At 33.1% G+C, this 16,614-nt stretch carries 17 protein-coding genes, 1 tRNA gene, 1 rRNA gene, 1 other RNA gene and 2 other annotated features; of the genes, 2 read left to right on the top strand and 18 right to left on the bottom strand.

The genetic code is table 11. The features are described 5' to 3' along the window. Positions 1-21: 21 nt before the first annotated feature. From DMR38_RS00420 to DMR38_RS00335, 18 genes are all read right to left on the bottom strand, one after another. Positions 22-1,531 (bottom strand): 16S ribosomal RNA (locus tag DMR38_RS00420). Between the two features lie 423 nt (positions 1,532-1,954). After that, complete coding sequence (locus tag DMR38_RS00415) at positions 1,955-2,899, bottom strand: GNAT family protein (RefSeq protein WP_127719493.1); 945 nt, start codon at positions 2,897-2,899, stop codon at positions 1,955-1,957. A gap of 227 nt (positions 2,900-3,126) precedes the next feature. Continuing rightward, complete coding sequence (locus DMR38_RS00410; RefSeq protein WP_127719492.1) at positions 3,127-4,377, bottom strand: DUF1015 family protein; 1,251 nt, start codon at positions 4,375-4,377, stop codon at positions 3,127-3,129. Positions 4,378-4,388: 11 nt separating this feature from the next. Further along, positions 4,389-5,315: a D-2-hydroxyacid dehydrogenase gene (locus DMR38_RS00405; protein WP_127719491.1), complete on the bottom strand. Its 927-nt coding sequence runs from the start codon at positions 5,313-5,315 to the stop codon at positions 4,389-4,391. 20 nt (positions 5,316-5,335) lie between these two features. Beyond that, the gene (locus DMR38_RS00400; protein WP_127719490.1) at positions 5,336-6,406 is read right to left on the bottom strand and encodes an alanine--glyoxylate aminotransferase family protein; all 1,071 of its coding nucleotides are present in this window, start codon (positions 6,404-6,406) and stop codon (positions 5,336-5,338) included. A 111-nt stretch (positions 6,407-6,517) separates the two neighbouring features. Further along, positions 6,518-6,713 (bottom strand) — a binding site (T-box leader). A gap of 78 nt (positions 6,714-6,791) precedes the next feature. Next, positions 6,792-6,986, bottom strand: a binding site (T-box leader). A 101-nt stretch (positions 6,987-7,087) separates the two neighbouring features. Continuing rightward, positions 7,088-7,276, bottom strand: coding sequence for a hypothetical protein (locus DMR38_RS00395; RefSeq protein WP_127719489.1), 189 nt, complete (start codon positions 7,274-7,276; stop codon positions 7,088-7,090). Positions 7,277-7,302: 26 nt separating this feature from the next. Beyond that, on the bottom strand, positions 7,303-7,488 hold the full coding sequence (locus DMR38_RS00390) for a hypothetical protein (protein WP_013236796.1): 186 nt from the start codon (positions 7,486-7,488) through the stop codon (positions 7,303-7,305). A 119-nt stretch (positions 7,489-7,607) separates the two neighbouring features. Further along, positions 7,608-8,390, bottom strand: a complete 783-nt coding sequence (locus DMR38_RS00385; protein WP_127719488.1) for an EFR1 family ferrodoxin — start codon at positions 8,388-8,390, stop codon at positions 7,608-7,610. Between the two features lie 75 nt (positions 8,391-8,465). Further along, positions 8,466-9,149 (bottom strand): hydrolase, encoded by a 684-nt coding sequence (locus tag DMR38_RS00380; RefSeq protein ID WP_127719487.1) that lies wholly within the window; start codon positions 9,147-9,149, stop codon positions 8,466-8,468. A 19-nt stretch (positions 9,150-9,168) separates the two neighbouring features. Further along, positions 9,169-9,720 (bottom strand): NUDIX domain-containing protein, encoded by a 552-nt coding sequence (locus DMR38_RS00375; protein ID WP_127719486.1) that lies wholly within the window; start codon positions 9,718-9,720, stop codon positions 9,169-9,171. A 133-nt stretch (positions 9,721-9,853) separates the two neighbouring features. After that, positions 9,854-10,546, bottom strand: coding sequence for a DNA/RNA nuclease SfsA (gene sfsA / locus DMR38_RS00370; protein ID WP_127719485.1), 693 nt, complete (start codon positions 10,544-10,546; stop codon positions 9,854-9,856). A gap of 87 nt (positions 10,547-10,633) precedes the next feature. Beyond that, positions 10,634-10,891, bottom strand: a complete 258-nt coding sequence (locus DMR38_RS00365; RefSeq protein WP_029170132.1) for a pro-sigmaK processing inhibitor BofA family protein — start codon at positions 10,889-10,891, stop codon at positions 10,634-10,636. Positions 10,892-11,015: 124 nt separating this feature from the next. Beyond that, positions 11,016-11,303 carry a DUF2508 family protein gene (locus DMR38_RS00360; protein ID WP_127719484.1) on the bottom strand — a complete coding sequence of 96 codons (288 nt, stop codon included), beginning with the start codon at positions 11,301-11,303 and terminating at the stop codon, positions 11,016-11,018. 104 nt (positions 11,304-11,407) lie between these two features. Next, complete coding sequence (recR, locus tag DMR38_RS00355; RefSeq protein ID WP_013236789.1) at positions 11,408-12,004, bottom strand: recombination mediator RecR; 597 nt, start codon at positions 12,002-12,004, stop codon at positions 11,408-11,410. 48 nt (positions 12,005-12,052) lie between these two features. Next, positions 12,053-12,397, bottom strand: a complete 345-nt coding sequence (locus DMR38_RS00350) for a YbaB/EbfC family nucleoid-associated protein (RefSeq protein ID WP_127719483.1) — start codon at positions 12,395-12,397, stop codon at positions 12,053-12,055. An 81-nt stretch (positions 12,398-12,478) separates the two neighbouring features. Next, positions 12,479-14,131: a DNA polymerase III subunit gamma/tau gene (gene dnaX / locus DMR38_RS00345; protein ID WP_127719482.1), complete on the bottom strand. Its 1,653-nt coding sequence runs from the start codon at positions 14,129-14,131 to the stop codon at positions 12,479-12,481. Positions 14,132-14,225: 94 nt separating this feature from the next. Continuing rightward, positions 14,226-14,491: signal recognition particle sRNA large type (gene ffs, locus DMR38_RS00340), an RNA gene on the bottom strand. Between the two features lie 11 nt (positions 14,492-14,502). After that, a tRNA-Ser gene (locus DMR38_RS00335) sits at positions 14,503-14,592 on the bottom strand. A 280-nt stretch (positions 14,593-14,872) separates the two neighbouring features. Here DMR38_RS00335 and DMR38_RS00330 point away from each other — a divergent pair. After that, complete coding sequence (locus tag DMR38_RS00330) at positions 14,873-15,574, top strand: response regulator transcription factor (protein ID WP_127719481.1); 702 nt, start codon at positions 14,873-14,875, stop codon at positions 15,572-15,574. Between the two features lie 7 nt (positions 15,575-15,581). After that, complete coding sequence (locus DMR38_RS00325; protein ID WP_347562544.1) at positions 15,582-16,499, top strand: HAMP domain-containing sensor histidine kinase; 918 nt, start codon at positions 15,582-15,584, stop codon at positions 16,497-16,499. Positions 16,500-16,614 lie beyond the last annotated feature (115 nt).

The following is a 16,614-nucleotide window of genomic DNA, read 5'->3' as shown; positions in this document are numbered from 1 at the left end:
CTCTATCTTTCGACTCCCTAGAAAGGAGGTGATCCAGCCGCAGGTTCTCCTACGGCTACCTTGTTACGACTTCACCCCAATTACTAACCCCACCTTCGGCCGCGTCCTCCTAAGTTAGACTACGGACTTCGGGTGTTGCCAGCTCTCATGGTGTGACGGGCGGTGTGTACAAGGCCCGGGAACGTATTCACCGCGACATTCTGATTCGCGATTACTAGCAACTCCAACTTCATGCAGGCGAGTTTCAGCCTGCAATCCGAACTGGGGGCAGTTTTTGAGGTTTGCTCCACCTTGCGGTCTTGCTTCTCTCTGTACTGCCCATTGTAGCACGTGTGTTGCCCTGGACATAAGGGGCATGATGATTTGACGTCATCCCCACCTTCCTCCGCGTTAACCGCGGCAGTCTTGCTAGAGTGCTCAACTAAATGTTAGCAACTAACAACAGGGGTTGCGCTCGTTGCAGGACTTAACCTAACATCTCACGACACGAGCTGACGACAACCATGCACCACCTGTATCCCTGCCCCGAAGGGCTTCTCTTATCTCTAAGATATTCAGGGTATGTCAAGTCCAGGTAAGGTTCTTCGCGTTGCTTCGAATTAAACCACATGCTCCGCTGCTTGTGCGGGCCCCCGTCAATTCCTTTGAGTTTTAATCTTGCGATCGTACTTCCCAGGCGGAGTACTTATTGTGTTTACTGCGGCACAGAAGGGGTCGATACCTCCTACACCTAGTACTCATCGTTTACGGCGTGGACTACCAGGGTATCTAATCCTGTTTGCTACCCACGCTTTCGTGCCTCAGCGTCAGTTACGGTCCAGAGAATCGCCTTCGCCACTGGTGTTCTTCCTAATCTCTACGCATTTCACCGCTACACTAGGAATTCCATTCTCCTCTCCCGCACTCCAGATACCCAGTTTGAAATGCAGTGCCCGGGTTAAGCCCGGGTATTTCACATCTCACTTAAATATCCGCCTACGCACTCTTTACGCCCAGTAATTCCGGACAACGCTCGCCACCTACGTATTACCGCGGCTGCTGGCACGTAGTTAGCCGTGGCTTCCTCCTTGGGTACCGTCATTATCGTCCCCAAAGACAGAGCTTTACAATCCGAAAACCTTCTTCACTCACGCGGCGTTGCTGCATCAGGCTTTCGCCCATTGTGCAATATTCCCCACTGCTGCCTCCCGTAGGAGTCTGGACCGTCTCTCAGTTCCAATGTGGCCGATCACCCTCTCAGGTCGGCTACGCATCGTCGCCTTGGTAGGCCGTTACCCTACCAACTAGCTAATGCGCCGCGGGTCCATCTCAAAGCGGATTACTCCTTTAAATCAGTTTTCATGTGAAAATTGATTATTATGCGGTATTAATCTCCCTTTCGGGAGGCTATCCCCCTCTTTGAGGTAGGTTACCCACGTGTTACTCACCCGTCCGCCGCTAATCCACTCCCGAAGGAGCTTCATCGCTCGACTTGCATGTGTTAAGCACGCCGCCAGCGTTCGTCCTGAGCCAGGATCAAACTCTTAATTTAAAAGTTTGTATTGACTCTTCTTATTACGAAATTACTTTTTTAGCTGCTCTCGCAGCTCAAAAGAATTGCTGGTTTATTCTAAATAAGTTGTACTTATATCTTCCTCTGTTTAATTTTCAAGGATCATTTTGCTGTCTCACTTCGACAGCTTTTATAGTATATCATCTGAGTTCTAATCTGTCAACATGTTTTTTTATTTCTTATAAAATATATTGGCCGAAATCTTTTTTCTCAAGACAACGAAGACTATTATACCACAGGTTAAGGTTCCATAATACATAATAACTTAAAAATTTTAAGTTTACATCACTAATACTTCTATATTCTATTTATTTCTACATTTTTTATATAAAGATACACATGGATATGTTTATGTAATTTATACTTACAAACTCCTGCTTTTAAGGACCAAACCTTACTTTATTATCCTCTTGGATTAATCTTACTAAAAGTTAAATGATCTTGCCATTTTCCATTTATAAATATGTACTTTTCATTCAATCCAATTTCCTTAAACCCACAACTTAAAAGAACTTTCTGAGATCTTATATTATCTACTAATGTAGAAGCTTCTATTCTATGAAGGTCCATTTCATTAAAGGCATACTCAAGAGTTAATTTTAATGCCTCTTTCATATATCCCTTCCCCTGCTCATCTTCATCTATAGAATATCCTACAAATGCGCTTTTAAACACTCCCATAACTATATTAGATATCTGTATCTTTCCTATAAACGTTTTATCTTTATATATTCCAAGATTCACACTTTTGCCGCTCAAAAATTCCCTGTAACTTTCAATTAAAATCCTCTTTTGAATATCTAAAGTATAAAAATTTTTTTCACGATCAGGCTCAAATTTACTCAGATAATCTTTATTCTTTATATAATAATTTAGTACACTTTCTGCATTTTCTGGTGTTAGTACTGAAATATTTATCTTACTACCTTTTATATGTAATCCCCTATTAATGCTTATGTTTTTAAATTTATCCAGTTGTAATCCAAATAATATTTCATTCTTATATCCAGAATCAGACTTAATACTATTTGCTATTATACCTTCAAGTTCAAATCCTAGATCTGTAAATGCAGCTATATTTATATCTTCATCTGCTAATATATTTATTTTATTTAAATTAGCATTTTTAAAAAGTATTTCTACAAATATACTAAGTGAATTTTTAAGCAACCTGTAACTAGACTCCCCCCACTTATAAAATTTTATTCTAAGTATACAGCATTTATTTTTAGAGGAAATTTCAATTATGAATACCCGTCCTAAAGTTATGCCACAGTTATCCCTTATTATATATTCACTATTACTCCCACTAACTAAACTAATGGTTACAAGTTGTTCTTTAAGCATTTCTATCTCTCCCAATTAAATCAATACTATAGAAATTCCAATTTAAAAATTAATTCTTATATTTTTGTATATACTAATTTGAAATTAAACTTTCTTAATTAATTATAACATAAAAAATGGCTATTATTTTATCAGTAAAAATGCTTTTTCTTCCTTAATATTAGTTATAATAGTCTTTCCATTAAATAAAAGCTCCAACCTAACCAGGCTGAAGCTTTATATGATATTTACTTTAATTCATGAATGAATAAACCACTTCTAAGTTTAGGTTCAAACCAGGTGGATTTAGGAGGCATTACTTTTCCCGCGTCAGCAATTCCCATTAGGTCATCTAATGTAGTTGGATACATTGAAAAAGCAACTCCTTGTCTCTCCTTATCTACCCTTTTTTCTAATTCATTAAGTCCCCTTATTCCTCCTACAAAATCAATTCTAGGATTTGTACGCGGATCATCTATCCCAAGAATTGGGTTCAATAAGTTATTTTGAAGTACAGAAGCATCTAGTTTTTCAACAACATCACAAGGATCATAAGTACCCTCTTTTGCTTCAATCTCATACCACTTTCCATCTAAATACATACCATAAGTATGTTTCTTAGAAGGTCTATAAGGATCTTTACCTTCATATTCTTTCACATTAAACTTTTTTGAAATCTTATTCATATATTCATCACGGGTAAGGCCATTCAAATCTTTTACAACTCTGTTATAATCCATGATACTTAACTCTGAATCTGGAAAAAGTACAGACAGAAAGAAATTAAATTCTTCATCTCCCTTGTAACCTGGATTTTCCTTTCTTCTTTTAATACCAACTTTAACTGCAGAAGCTGTCCTATGATGACCATCTGCTATATAAAGACTGTCTATATTATTAAACAACTGACAAATAGTATCTATTACCTTGTCATCATCTATAACCCATACAGTATTTGTAACGCCGTCCTCAGCTACAAAATCATAAACCGGTTTTTTTTCATTAGTCCATTTATCTACTATATTATTAATTTTTTCATTATATCTATATGTCAAAAAAATTGGTCCTGTATTTGCATCACAAGTATCAACATGGTTTATTCTATCCTGTTCCTTGTCTTTTCTTGTAAATTCATGCTTTTTTATTTTATTATCAATATAATCATCTATGGAAGTACATCCTACTATACCTGTCTGTGCCTTTCCATTTCTGATCAGTCTATATATATATAGATTTTTCTTATTATCTTTTATAAGCAAATTATTATTTATCATGTTTTGCAAATTTTCATTTGCCTTTTCATATACTTTTTTATCATAAGGATCTATATTTCTGTCTAAATCAATTTCAGCTTTATCTATATGCAAAAAAGAATATGCATTGTCTTTTGCCATTTCTCTTGCCTCTTCACTATTCATAACATCATAGGGAAGTGCAGCTATTTTACAAGCTGCATCTTCCCTTGGTCTTATGGCTTTGAAGGCTTTTAAAGTTGCCATTTTAGTCCTCCTTATGCATTAACCAAATTTTTATCTAAACATTTTTTAACTATATCTACAATTTCCATTCCAATTCTCTTTTGAGCTTCAACTGTTGAACCACCTATATGAGGTGTTACTGATACTCTATCATTATTTAAGAGTTCTTCACATGGTTTAGGCTCATTTTCAAATACATCTAGTGCAGCTCCTGCTACCTTTCCTGTATTTAATGCCTTTGCTAGAGCTTTCTCATCTATAACTCCACCTCTTGCACAGTTTATTACAAAAACTCCATCTTTCATAATGTTGAATTCTTTTTCTCCTACTACAGCTCCCTGCTCCTTATTAAAAGGTATATGAACAGATATATAATCTGCCTTCTTTAACAAATCGTTGAGTTCACAGAATTCATAATTATTATATCCCTTTGCCATACCAAGAATGTCTGTATATATTATCCTCATTCCCATAGCAGCTGCTCTCTTTGCAACCTCTTTTGCAATTCTTCCAAATCCTATAAGGCCCAATGTTTTTCCATACAATTCTACACCTTTATATTTCTTTTTCTCCCATTTTCCATCTCTCATAGTTACATTTGCTATATTAATATATCTTGATACTGCAAATATGTGCCCCATAGTAAGCTCCGCTACTGACACAGTACTAGCATTTGGAGTATTTCTAACTGTTATTCCATTTTGAGTAGCATACTTTACATCTATATTATCTACTCCAACCCCACCTCTTATTATAAGTCTTAAATTACCTTTTTTAGCTTCATCTATAAGTGGTTTTCTTATTTTAGTAGCAGATCTAACTACTATTACATCAAATTCTTTTATTTTTTCTTTTAATTCATCTTCTTCAAAATGTTTGTCTACAACTTCATAACCATCTTCTATTAATTTATTTAAAGCTTCTTTTTCCATTCCATCACTAACTAATACTTTTATCATTTCCCTAGCCCCCTTAAAACTTATAATCCTAATATGTCATTAATATTTTCCAAAAGTTCTTTTATATCATCCAGAGTACAATCAGCCATATGAGCTATTCTAAATGCTTTTCCTTTTAATTTTCCGTATCCATTTGATATCTGGAATCCTCTTTCGCCCAACTTTTTATTAAGTTCTGCTACATCTATGTCCCTAGTATTCTTTATATTAGTAAGAGTATTTGAAAGATATCTTTCATCTGCAAATAATTCAAAATACTTTTTAGCCCATTCTCTCACATATTTAGCCATTTCCAAATGTCTATTATATCTATTTTCAAGTCCCTCTTCTAAGATCCTATCCAACTGATAATCCATTGCAAACATATGTGAAAGGGATGGAGTAGATGGATATTGATAATCTTTCTTTTGTATATAATTATATATTGAAAGTAAATCCAAATAATATCCTCTAAACTTTACATTTTTTGCTCTTTCTACTGCTTTTTTTGAAAAAGAGCATATAGCCATTCCTGGAGGAAGTCCTAAAGCTTTCTGGCTCGATGTCAAACATATATCGATGCCAAGCTTATCCACTTCTATTTTAGTGCCTCCCATGGAACTAACTGTATCTACACACCATACTATATCCGGATATTTTTTTACTATTTCTGCTATTTCTTCTATTGGATTCATAACTCCTGTAGAAGTTTCATTATGAGTTATACAAAGTGAATCATATTTACCTGTAGCTAAAGCTTTGTCTATTTCATTAACATCTGCTGCTTTACCCCATTCTACTTCATACAAATCTGCTGGTACGTTATTACATTCTGCAATTTGATGCCATCTTTTTCCGAAAGCTCCTATTGAAAAAACTGCTGCCCTCTTAGCTGTACTACATCTTATAGCACCTTCCAGAAGTCCTGTTCCAGATGATGTTGAAAGTAAAATTTCCTCCTTTGTATGAAATACTTTTCTCATTTTGTCACTAATGTCTCTTTGAAGCTTTGAAGCTTCTTTACTCCTATGTCCTATCATAGGTGTAGCCATTTTCTCTAATACATCTTCTCTAACTTCTACTGGTCCAGGAATAAATAATTTCTTATGCATATTTTTACCTCCAAATAAATTTATTTAATTAATAATCTAATGTTATTTAACAATTTAAAGTTCTACACTGATAAAGCGCGTGTTGTAAAAAATAAAAGCCAACCAAATCCCCTTAGGGACGATTGCCTCGCGTTGCCACCCTTGTTGGTTATAATAATATAACCCTCTCATTAAAATAACGGTTTTTCCGTATTATTCATCATAATAATTCTCTGAGGTGGATTCACAAAAGTATCGGTATCAGTTTACACCTTCCACTGACTCTCTACTACCTAACTTACGCTACTATTCTCTTCATAGAATAATATTAAATTTGAAATACTATTAGCAAAACATTTAACATATGAGAATTTACTATAAATAAAAAAGAACCAATCAAATCCCACATAGGGACGATTGGTTCGCGTTGCCACCCTTATTAGTTATATAATATAACTCTCTCATTAAAATAACGGTTTTTCCGTATTATTCATCATAATAATTCTCCGAGGCGGATTCACAAAAGCATCGGTATCAGTTTACACCTTTCACTGACTCTCTATTACCTAACTCATGTTACTATTCTCTTCATAGAATAATATCAAATTTGCTAACGTTTGTCTTTCATTGGTATCATTATATAGTTTATATTTTTATATGTCAATACATATTTTTAAAATTAGAAAAATAATTTTTTAATAACTATGTTTGATCTAAACTGGTTAAGACTTTATCATAAAGATCCTTAATACATATACCATTTTGCAAGTTTCTGCAATTAGTACAGCTTTTGGTGTCAGAATTTCCTATGCCAGAATTAAATGAAATATTTTTTCTTTCATATCCCGGACAAGAATTAGCAACACCTACCATTTGCCCTATACTTTCCATTTTAGCTGCCCCTTTCACTGTTAAATTTAATTCATACTTATCACTTGTTCAATTTTGTAAAGCAAATCTTTACTGCATTTGTTATTTACAAAATTCACACAATTACTGCAACTTCCTGAAATATAGCTTACCTGCAATCCCAGAATACTATTTTTAGATTCATATTCCTTACAATTTTCTGCAACAATTCTTTTATCTTGGGCTGAAATCATAAAACTCACTCCTGAAAAATATTGTATTTTTATTATTCCCAAGCTAAAAAATTTAATTCTAAAATAGCCTCTAACATTAGAATTGTTAGAAGCTACTTGTGTAATTCAGTATCAAAAATTTATTTATTCAGATCTAATACCTGTATAATATTTTTTTGAGTTTGTTCTATTTTCTTACCTCTATATCTTATTGCATTTATTGGGCATATATGTATACATCTTAAGCATAAAATACATTTACTATGAAAAACTGCATGTCCATTTTCAAATGTTATATTACCTTGAGGACAATTTCTAAGACATAATCCACATTTAACACAATCTTTAGTTGATGATATATTTCTAGATAATTTAGGTACCCTACCTTTGAACACGCTGTGCAGTACTTTACTAAATTGAAGCCTTATTAAAGAATTAGATTCTTTTACAATCCTTCCCTTTATAAAACTTTCTACTATATTTGTAATCTTTTTATCAACAGAAACAAGCAAATTTTCTATTTCACTTTCATTATATTTTTTACCTATAAAGAAGTAAAAATTATTAGGCATTTTTATGCTAACCTGTATATCTGGTACATATCCTTTCTTTTTTAAACATCCTGCAACAAAACAAGACGCTGAAGATGATGAAGCACCTTGTGTAGAATATACTATAGCCCTTGTATTTTCTTTTGTATTATTTAGTCTATTTAAAAAATTTGTTACAATTTTAGGTGGTAATTTCCAATGGACAGGAAAGCCAATGATTATGAAATCATATTTTTCTATTTTCCTCTCTTCTACAGATTGAATATATGCTAAGTCTATATCTATGTTATAAAACTGAAATTTTTCTTTAAATCTATCCGCCACCCACTTAGTATTTCCCGTACCACTAAAATAATATAAAATACCCTTCATACTAATTTAATCTTTTATTTTTAAATAATCAAAATAAAAGTAGTTACTCCTCTCCCTATAATATACTGTAAATATTTATTCTGGTCTTCCATTTTTATATTTTTTCCTATGTTCATTCATAATTTTTCTTAAAATTTCACCCGAAGTAGGAGGCGTAAAAGCTATAGCATTAGCTCCTGCAAGTATAGTTTCTCTTATATTTTCCTCTGTAGGTCCTCCTGTAGCTATTATTGGGAAATTAGGATATTGACTTCTAACTTTTTTAACTATTTTAGCAGTTTTCTCAGCTCCAGATACATTTATTATAGTAGCTCCTGCTTCTATTCTCTTTTGTACATCCTCGTATTCAGATACTATAGTTACTATTATTGGTATATCTATGCTATCTCTCATTTGTTCTATGACTTCATTAGATGTAGGACTATTTACAACAACTCCCATGGCACCTTTAAATTCTGCATCTAATGCTAAATTTAAAATTCTTTTGGCTGTTGAAATTCCGCTTCCAACCCCACAAAAAACAGGTATATCTGCGGACAAAATAATTGCATGTGTTATAAGCGGCTGTGGTGTAAACGGGTATACAGCAATAACTGCATCTGCATCAGTATTTTTTATAATAGCTACATCCGTAGTAAATAAAAAAGACTTTAGCCTTTTTCCAAATATTCTTATTCCACTTGCCTCTCTAATAACTTCAGGTACTCTAATCATATGCTTTCTTTCAATTCCATCTACTTGTGGTATATATTTAGCCATGTTTTCCCCCTCCTTGTATTTAACTATCTGTGTGACAATTATTATTATCACATCTATAGGCTTTTTCTCCAGTATAACCTAATTCTTTTAAAACCTTTCTAACTATTCTCTTTCCAATCTCATCCTCTTTCATTTCACACAATGCATCTTCTATATATCCCCAATTTACCCATTCCACTTCTGCGGATTTTTTTATATTTCCACCATCATACTTGGCCATAAAAGTAAGCATTATTATTTCCTTATTGTTATTTTTTACATATTCACTTCCTAAATATTTTAAATCCTTTACCTTAAGCCCTGCTTCTTCAAATACTTCTCTATGTACTGTTTCTTCTACTGTTTCTCCATTTGTAACATATCCGGACAATAAAACTTTAGAATGTTTAAATATATAACTTTGTTTTAATAACAATATTTTATTTTCCTTTATTACAGCAACTATCACACAAGGTCTTGGAGTATCAAAATACATTATATCATCTTTAGGACAATAAGGTACTCCACCTTCATCCCAGCTGTATCTTTCTTCTAACTCTCCTCCACACATAGGACAATATTTAAATTTCATATACACACTGCTTCATAAAGCAGCTACACCTCCTTAACCTGAACAAATAAAATTTTCCAAAATTTATACATTAATTATACTATAAAATTAGGGAGCAAATTATAAAATATATATTAATATAATATTTTTTTATTTATAGGTATACTTTTATTTCATCTTTTAATATTATAAAATTTTCACCTAAAAAACAATCATAGGCAAGAATTTTTACCCCTTCTTTATCAGCATATCTAAGGTTCTCTCCAAACTTTTTGTCAATTTCATCGTAAGGCTTGAAGCACTTAATGCCTTCCATTTGAATTAGAAATAAAACTGCAGCCCCCATATTAGATTTTTTCACTTGCACTAATTCCAATAAATGTTTTCTTCCTCTTTCTGTAGGTGCGTCAGGAAACCTGGCAACTCCATTTTCTTCAAAAGTGACTCCTTTTACTTCAAGATAATATTCCTTATTATCTTTATCCAATAACTTAAAATCAAACCTGCTATTTCCGAAAGTTTTTTCCCGCTCTATGTTTTTACAATCTCTAAAATAACTTATTTTATTCATTTTTAGCGCTTCGTCTACAATTCTGTTTGGAATTTGAGAATCTATATTTATTAATCTTGTTCCTTTGTAAGCAGCTATTAAATCGTATTTTGTCTTTCTATTTGGGTTATTTTCCTCTCTTAAAATTACTGTAGCTCCAGGTATGAGAATTTCCCTGCACCTTCCTGTATTAGGTACATGAATCATCAATTGCACACCATCTATATTTACATAGGCTTGAAATCTATTAGGTCTGCTAATAAACTTAGCCTTTACTATTTGTTTGTTAAATATCAATACACCATCTCCAATAAAACCAAATTTAAGTTAATCAAAATAAAACCACCCTTTTAAAAAATAAAAAGTGGTTTATTAATAAGAATTTTAGAGAAATAGTTTAAATATTATAAGAAATATCACTCCTGGTATTCCAAAAAATCCTGCAATAAGTGCTGTAATTGCATTAATACCTATACTAAATGAAAAGTATTTTCCTATTAAATTCACTATAACTAGCAGTACTACACCAAGTACAGCATTTATAATAAGTTTAAATAAAATTTTTAAAGGCCACGAAAATACTTTTACTAACACATAAAGTCCTAATATGGCAATTAAAAAATATCCTATATACTGAAACATATTGCTTATTCCCCCTATTTTTCTTATAGTAAAATATTGAAATCAAAAAACTAGTACTACTACTTAATTTATATTCTAACAATTAATAAATATTAATACAAAGGAATAAGCTAAAAATTTTTGTTTAAGATGATTTTTTATTTTCCTTTAAATTAGGAAACATGCTATTGTAATTTAAATCTATTCCATTTTTCTTTACTTCATTTAATAAATACATGTATTTTGATTTTGCTGCCTCTTCCATATATATAGCGTAATCAACCAAGTGTGGATCTTTCACTGTATCAAAGTATATAGCACACCTTTCCAACTCTTCCCTAGCTTCATTTATATCATTTAATAATCTTCTTTGATTTTTTGTGTATTTCGAATTTTTTGCCAACAAATATTTGATTATATTATACTTGTTCATAAAATCAGAATCCTCCTAAATTATATGTTATCTTAATAATTGACATAAATTAGCATCAATATACATTATCAAAGAATCCTGATTTAAACGCATTATAATTTCATTTATATCTCTACTCTACCTTCTAGTGCTTTTGACAGAGTAATCTCATCTGCATATTCTAAATTTCCACCAACAGGAATACCATGGGCTATTCTAGTTACCTTCACTCCAAGGTGTTTCAATATTTTAGATATATACATAGCTGTAGCTTCTCCTTCTACATTTGGGTTAGTTGCAACTATGACTTCTTTTACATTCCCATTAATTCTTGTTATAAGTTCCTTAAGCTTTATATCATTAGGCCCTCTTCCTGCCATAGGTGATATGTTGCCGTGCAACACATGATAAACACCATTGTACTCTTTAATTCTCTCCATAGCCATTATATCCTTAGGCTGTTCTACTACACATATTACGCTCTTATCCCTATTTGGATTTGAACATATAGCACAGGGATCTGAATCTGTAAAATTTCCACAAACAGAGCAGTATCTTATAGTACCTCTTGCATTAACTAAAGCTTTTGCAAACTCCTTTACTTCATCACCCGGTAGATTCAATATATAAAGGGTAAGTCTTTGAGCTGTTTTATAGCCTATTCCCGGTAACTTTGCAAACTCTTCTATTAATTTTTCAATAGCTGCAGGATAAAAATCCATAGTATCACCTCAATTTAAAACCCCATCAATAAGATGGGGTCCATAATCTTAAAACATTCCTGGTATATTAAGTCCACCAGTTACTTTTTTCATTTCAGAAGCAGTCTCCTTTTCTGCATTCTTAAGTGCCTCATTACATGCAGCTAAAATTAAATCTTGAAGCATTTCTACATCTTCTGGATCTACAACTTCTGGTTTAATTTTTATATCTACTATTTCCTTTTTACCATTTACTGATACAGTAACTGCTCCACCGCCAGCAGTAGCAGAAAACTCTTTATTTTGAAGTTCTGATTGCATAGTCTCCATTTGTTTTTGAAGTTTCTGGGCTTGCTTCATTAAATTATTCATATTTCCACCGCCACCAAAATTAGGTATTCCGCCTCTTGCCATAGTATATTTCCTCCTCAATCAACTAATTTATATTTAATTATACCATATTTTTATCAAATTTTATCTAAGGTTATTTTACATTTATTCATCAAATATTTCTACTATATCCTCCCCAAAGGTATCCTTTAATAATTTCTCCTTGGATACAGATACATCCTCCACTTCGTCTTCTATAATGTACCTAACCATAACTTTTTCCTTCAACACATCTGAAAAAACCTGCTCAACTATTTTTCTATTTTCATTCTTTTCCAGTCTCTGTTTGTGGAAAGCATATTCTTTACCATACTCTATAGTTATTATACCTTTTTCACATTTAACTACTTTTCCTGTAGTAAGTGCTGCAAATAAAACCATTTGATGCCTACTTTTAAGTGATTCAAGTATATCTTTCCAGCTTTTTTTAACTATATCTAGTGTTATCTTTGAATATATATTTTCTGCCTGTACTTCGTCATTTGATGAACTATTTTTTGTCTTAAGTTCTTCAGTACTACTTTCTCTATAGGTATCTTCTATTTTTTTAGGTACAGTTTCTTTTTCCACCTTGGAATTAATCTTTTCATTTGATATTTTAATTTTTCCTTGCCTGAGGGCTTCTTCCAATCTATTTAATCTTGCAAGTATTACTTCCTTTGACGTATCATATTCTATTTTACACATCTTTATAGCTGAAAGTTCTAAATAAATTCTGCTTTGTTTAGTCCATTTAGATTGTTCCTGGGCATCTTGAAGTATTCTTATATCTCTCATTATTTCTTCTACACGTATTTTCTGTGCTTGATCTTTTAAAAGATTTATATTTTCTTCTGACATATCAAGTACATCTTCCGGATTGTTAGACACCTTTACCATTAAAAGATTTCTTAGATGAATTATCATGTCCTTAATAAAATTAAATATATCTTTTCCACTTAGAACTATATCATCAATTACTCTCATAGAAGATTCTACGTTCTTTTCTATTATGCTGTCTGTAAGTTTTAATAAATTCTCATTAGTAACTAAACCTAACATGTTAACTACATCGTCGTATTCAACTTTACCATTTCCCATAGATATTGCCTGATCCAATATACTAAGTGCATCCCTCATGGCTCCATCGCATATTCTAGCTATTAAATTTAGACTTCTGTCATCTGCAAAAATTCCTTGCTCACTAACTATGCATCTTAATCTATTAAATATCTCAGAACTTTTTATCCTTCTGAAATCAAATTTTTGACATCTGGAAAGTATAGTAACAGGTAATTTTTGGGGATCAGTAGTAGCAAGAATAAATATTACATTCAAAGGTGGTTCTTCTAAAGTTTTTAAAAATGCGTTTACTGCTTCTTGAGTAAGCATATGAACTTCGTCCATTATATAAACTTTGTATTTACCCTCCTGAGGAGGATATTTTACATTTTCTATTACATCTTTAATATCTTCCAATCTTCTTTTGGAAGCAGCATCCATTTCAATTACATCTATTGAAATACCTGCATTTATTTTTTTGCACATCTCACATTCATTGCAAGGTTCTCCATCTTGAAGGTTCAAACAATTTACCGCTTTTGCCAGTATCTTAGCCGTAGAAGTCTTTCCAGTACCCCTTGTTCCAGAAAATAAGTATGCATGGGCTATTCTATGGTTTAATATTTGATTTTTCAATGTAACTGTTATATGATCTTGACCTACCACATCTGAAAAAGTTTTAGGTCTCCATTCTCTATATAATGCAGTATAAGGCATATTATCACCTTCCTTCATATATTATAACCTATCTTTTATCGTATAACAAAAAAGATACCTTATGGTATCTTTTAATTTTCAGTCATTATTAAAGTCGTGCACCTTGCTTCGTCTAGTAAACTATAAGCGTTACCCATACAGTTAACTCAAACCAGGTTTATCCACGGCACACGAAAATATTCACTTACCGCTGCTTCCTTCCGGACCTGACGGGGTTCATGAGTTTCCGTTGCGTGGGATCCAGTTCTCAACGCCACTTTTATGGGCCAGACCTCACATTTTACAGCCTAAGCTAGGAATTCAACCCTGCTATAGCGGATTGCAGGTTACAGGGCACCGCTAACTCCCCATCTAGCACGACAAAGTTAAAATGGCGGAGAGAGGGGGATTCGAACCCCCGGTAGAGTTGCCCCTACACACGCTTTCCAGGCGTGCTCCTTCAACCACTCGGACATCTCTCCACAGGTTTACTCATGAAATAAATTTATATTAAGTTTTGTGGTTTAGAAACCACCACAACAATCAGTATTATACTATGAATATAATAATATTTCAACACTTTTTATAAAAAAATTTATATGTAAATTTCTACCTATGGTTTGATTGAAAACAAATTGAAAAAGTATGATATTACACATATCATTTAATTGACAAGAATAAATCATATTTATCGTATCTGCATATTGGTATCATTCGGCTGTCCGTATATAATATTATTATAAACCAGAAAGGAGCTCCAACATGAATAATGTTTTGATTATAGACGATGACAAAGAGCTTTGCGCTCTTATGAAAAAATGTGTAGAGCAAGAGAATTTATCTGCTATTATTGCACATGGCGGTGTAGAGGGACTACGTCTAGCCGACGAAAACAAAAATAGCTGCTCTCTTGTAATTTTAGACATAATGATGCCGGATATAGACGGTTTTCAAGTTCTCAAAAAAATTAGGGAAACAAGTAATATGCCGGTGCTTATGCTCACTGCTAAAAGTGATGAGGACGATAAGGTTTCCGGGCTGCGGCTAGGTGCTGACGATTACCTAACAAAACCGTTCAGCATTAACGAACTGATGGCTCGTGTAAATTCCCTTATTCGCCGCTACACTACCTTGAACCCGACTTTTGCAACGGACACTGATTATATAATACTAAAAGGCATGGTAATTGATAAAGCAAATCGTATGGTTTCTGTTAATGACGTTCCAGTTGAACTTACAAGCAAAGAATTTGATTTGCTTTCATTTCTGGCTTCCAATAAGGGACGGGTGTTTACCAAAAAACAGATTTATATGCAGGTATGGGAAGAAGAATATGCCTATGATGATAATAACATTATGTCTTTTATCAGTAAATTGCGGAAAAAGATTGAACCAGACCCAGAACATCTATTTTACATTTTGACCGTCCGAGGTGTGGGCTATCGCTTTAATAAGGAGGCTTGACATGAATATGAGTGTTTATCTGCTTTTTGCGTTGGTTTTTACCCTGCTTATTATAGCATACCTTGTTTCTATCTTGTGGCGAGTTCGAACACAGCTTACACTTATAAAAGACGCTTTAGACGATATAAAAAAAGGAAACCTTAATCGACGTATTTTAGCAACGGAGAGCGATATGACAAGGCAAATTTGTTATGGTATTAACGAAATTGCATTAAGCAGCCAATCACGACTTATTCAGCAAAAGCAATCACAGCAGGCATACAAACGGCTAATGGCAAGTCTTTCCCATGATGTGAAAACTCCACTTGCTTCATTGGTTGGTTATTTGGAAGCAATCGAAAGTAAAATTGTTGTAGGAGAAGAAAAGGACGAATATATCCATGTTGCGTCTAATAAAGCCCATCACTTAAAACATTTTGTGGAAAATCTGTTTGAATGGGTTAAATTGGATTCTGGTGAACAGGTTTTTCATTTTGAGATTTTTGATCTGAACGAATTGTCCCGTAATATTATAGCTGATTGGATTCCTATTTTAGAAAACAGCCATTTTGAATATGAATTTGACATACCTGAAACAGAGTATTCCATGCGCATAGATGCAAACGCATATACTCGTATTCTCAATAATCTATTACAAAATATTATTACCCACAGTGGGGGTGATAATATGGCGCTGCGTATTTTTGAAAATAAACAGCAAGTCAAAATTGTAATAACAGACAACGGTAAAGGTATATCTTCTGATAATCTCCCACATATTTTTGAAAGAATGTACCAATGTGACCATTCACGGGCTGCAAAAGGGAATGGTTTAGGCTTGGCCATCACAAAGGAACTTCTTAGTGTTCACAATGGAACTATCACTGCCGGCAGCACTCTCGGTATGGGAACCGTATTTACAATATTGCTTCCTAAGGCCATGTGAAAATGTGGAACTTTCTTGCTGTTAAAGCAAGATAAAAGCAAGGTTACGGCAAGGTTCTGGCAAGGTTAATGTTTTATACTTTTAATTGCGAAAACAAAGTTATTGAAAGTGAGGA

Source organism: Clostridium sp. AWRP (assembly GCF_004006395.2).
GTDB lineage: Bacteria > Bacillota > Clostridia > Clostridiales > Clostridiaceae > Clostridium_B.
This window is presented reverse-complemented; position numbering and strand designations above follow the sequence as displayed.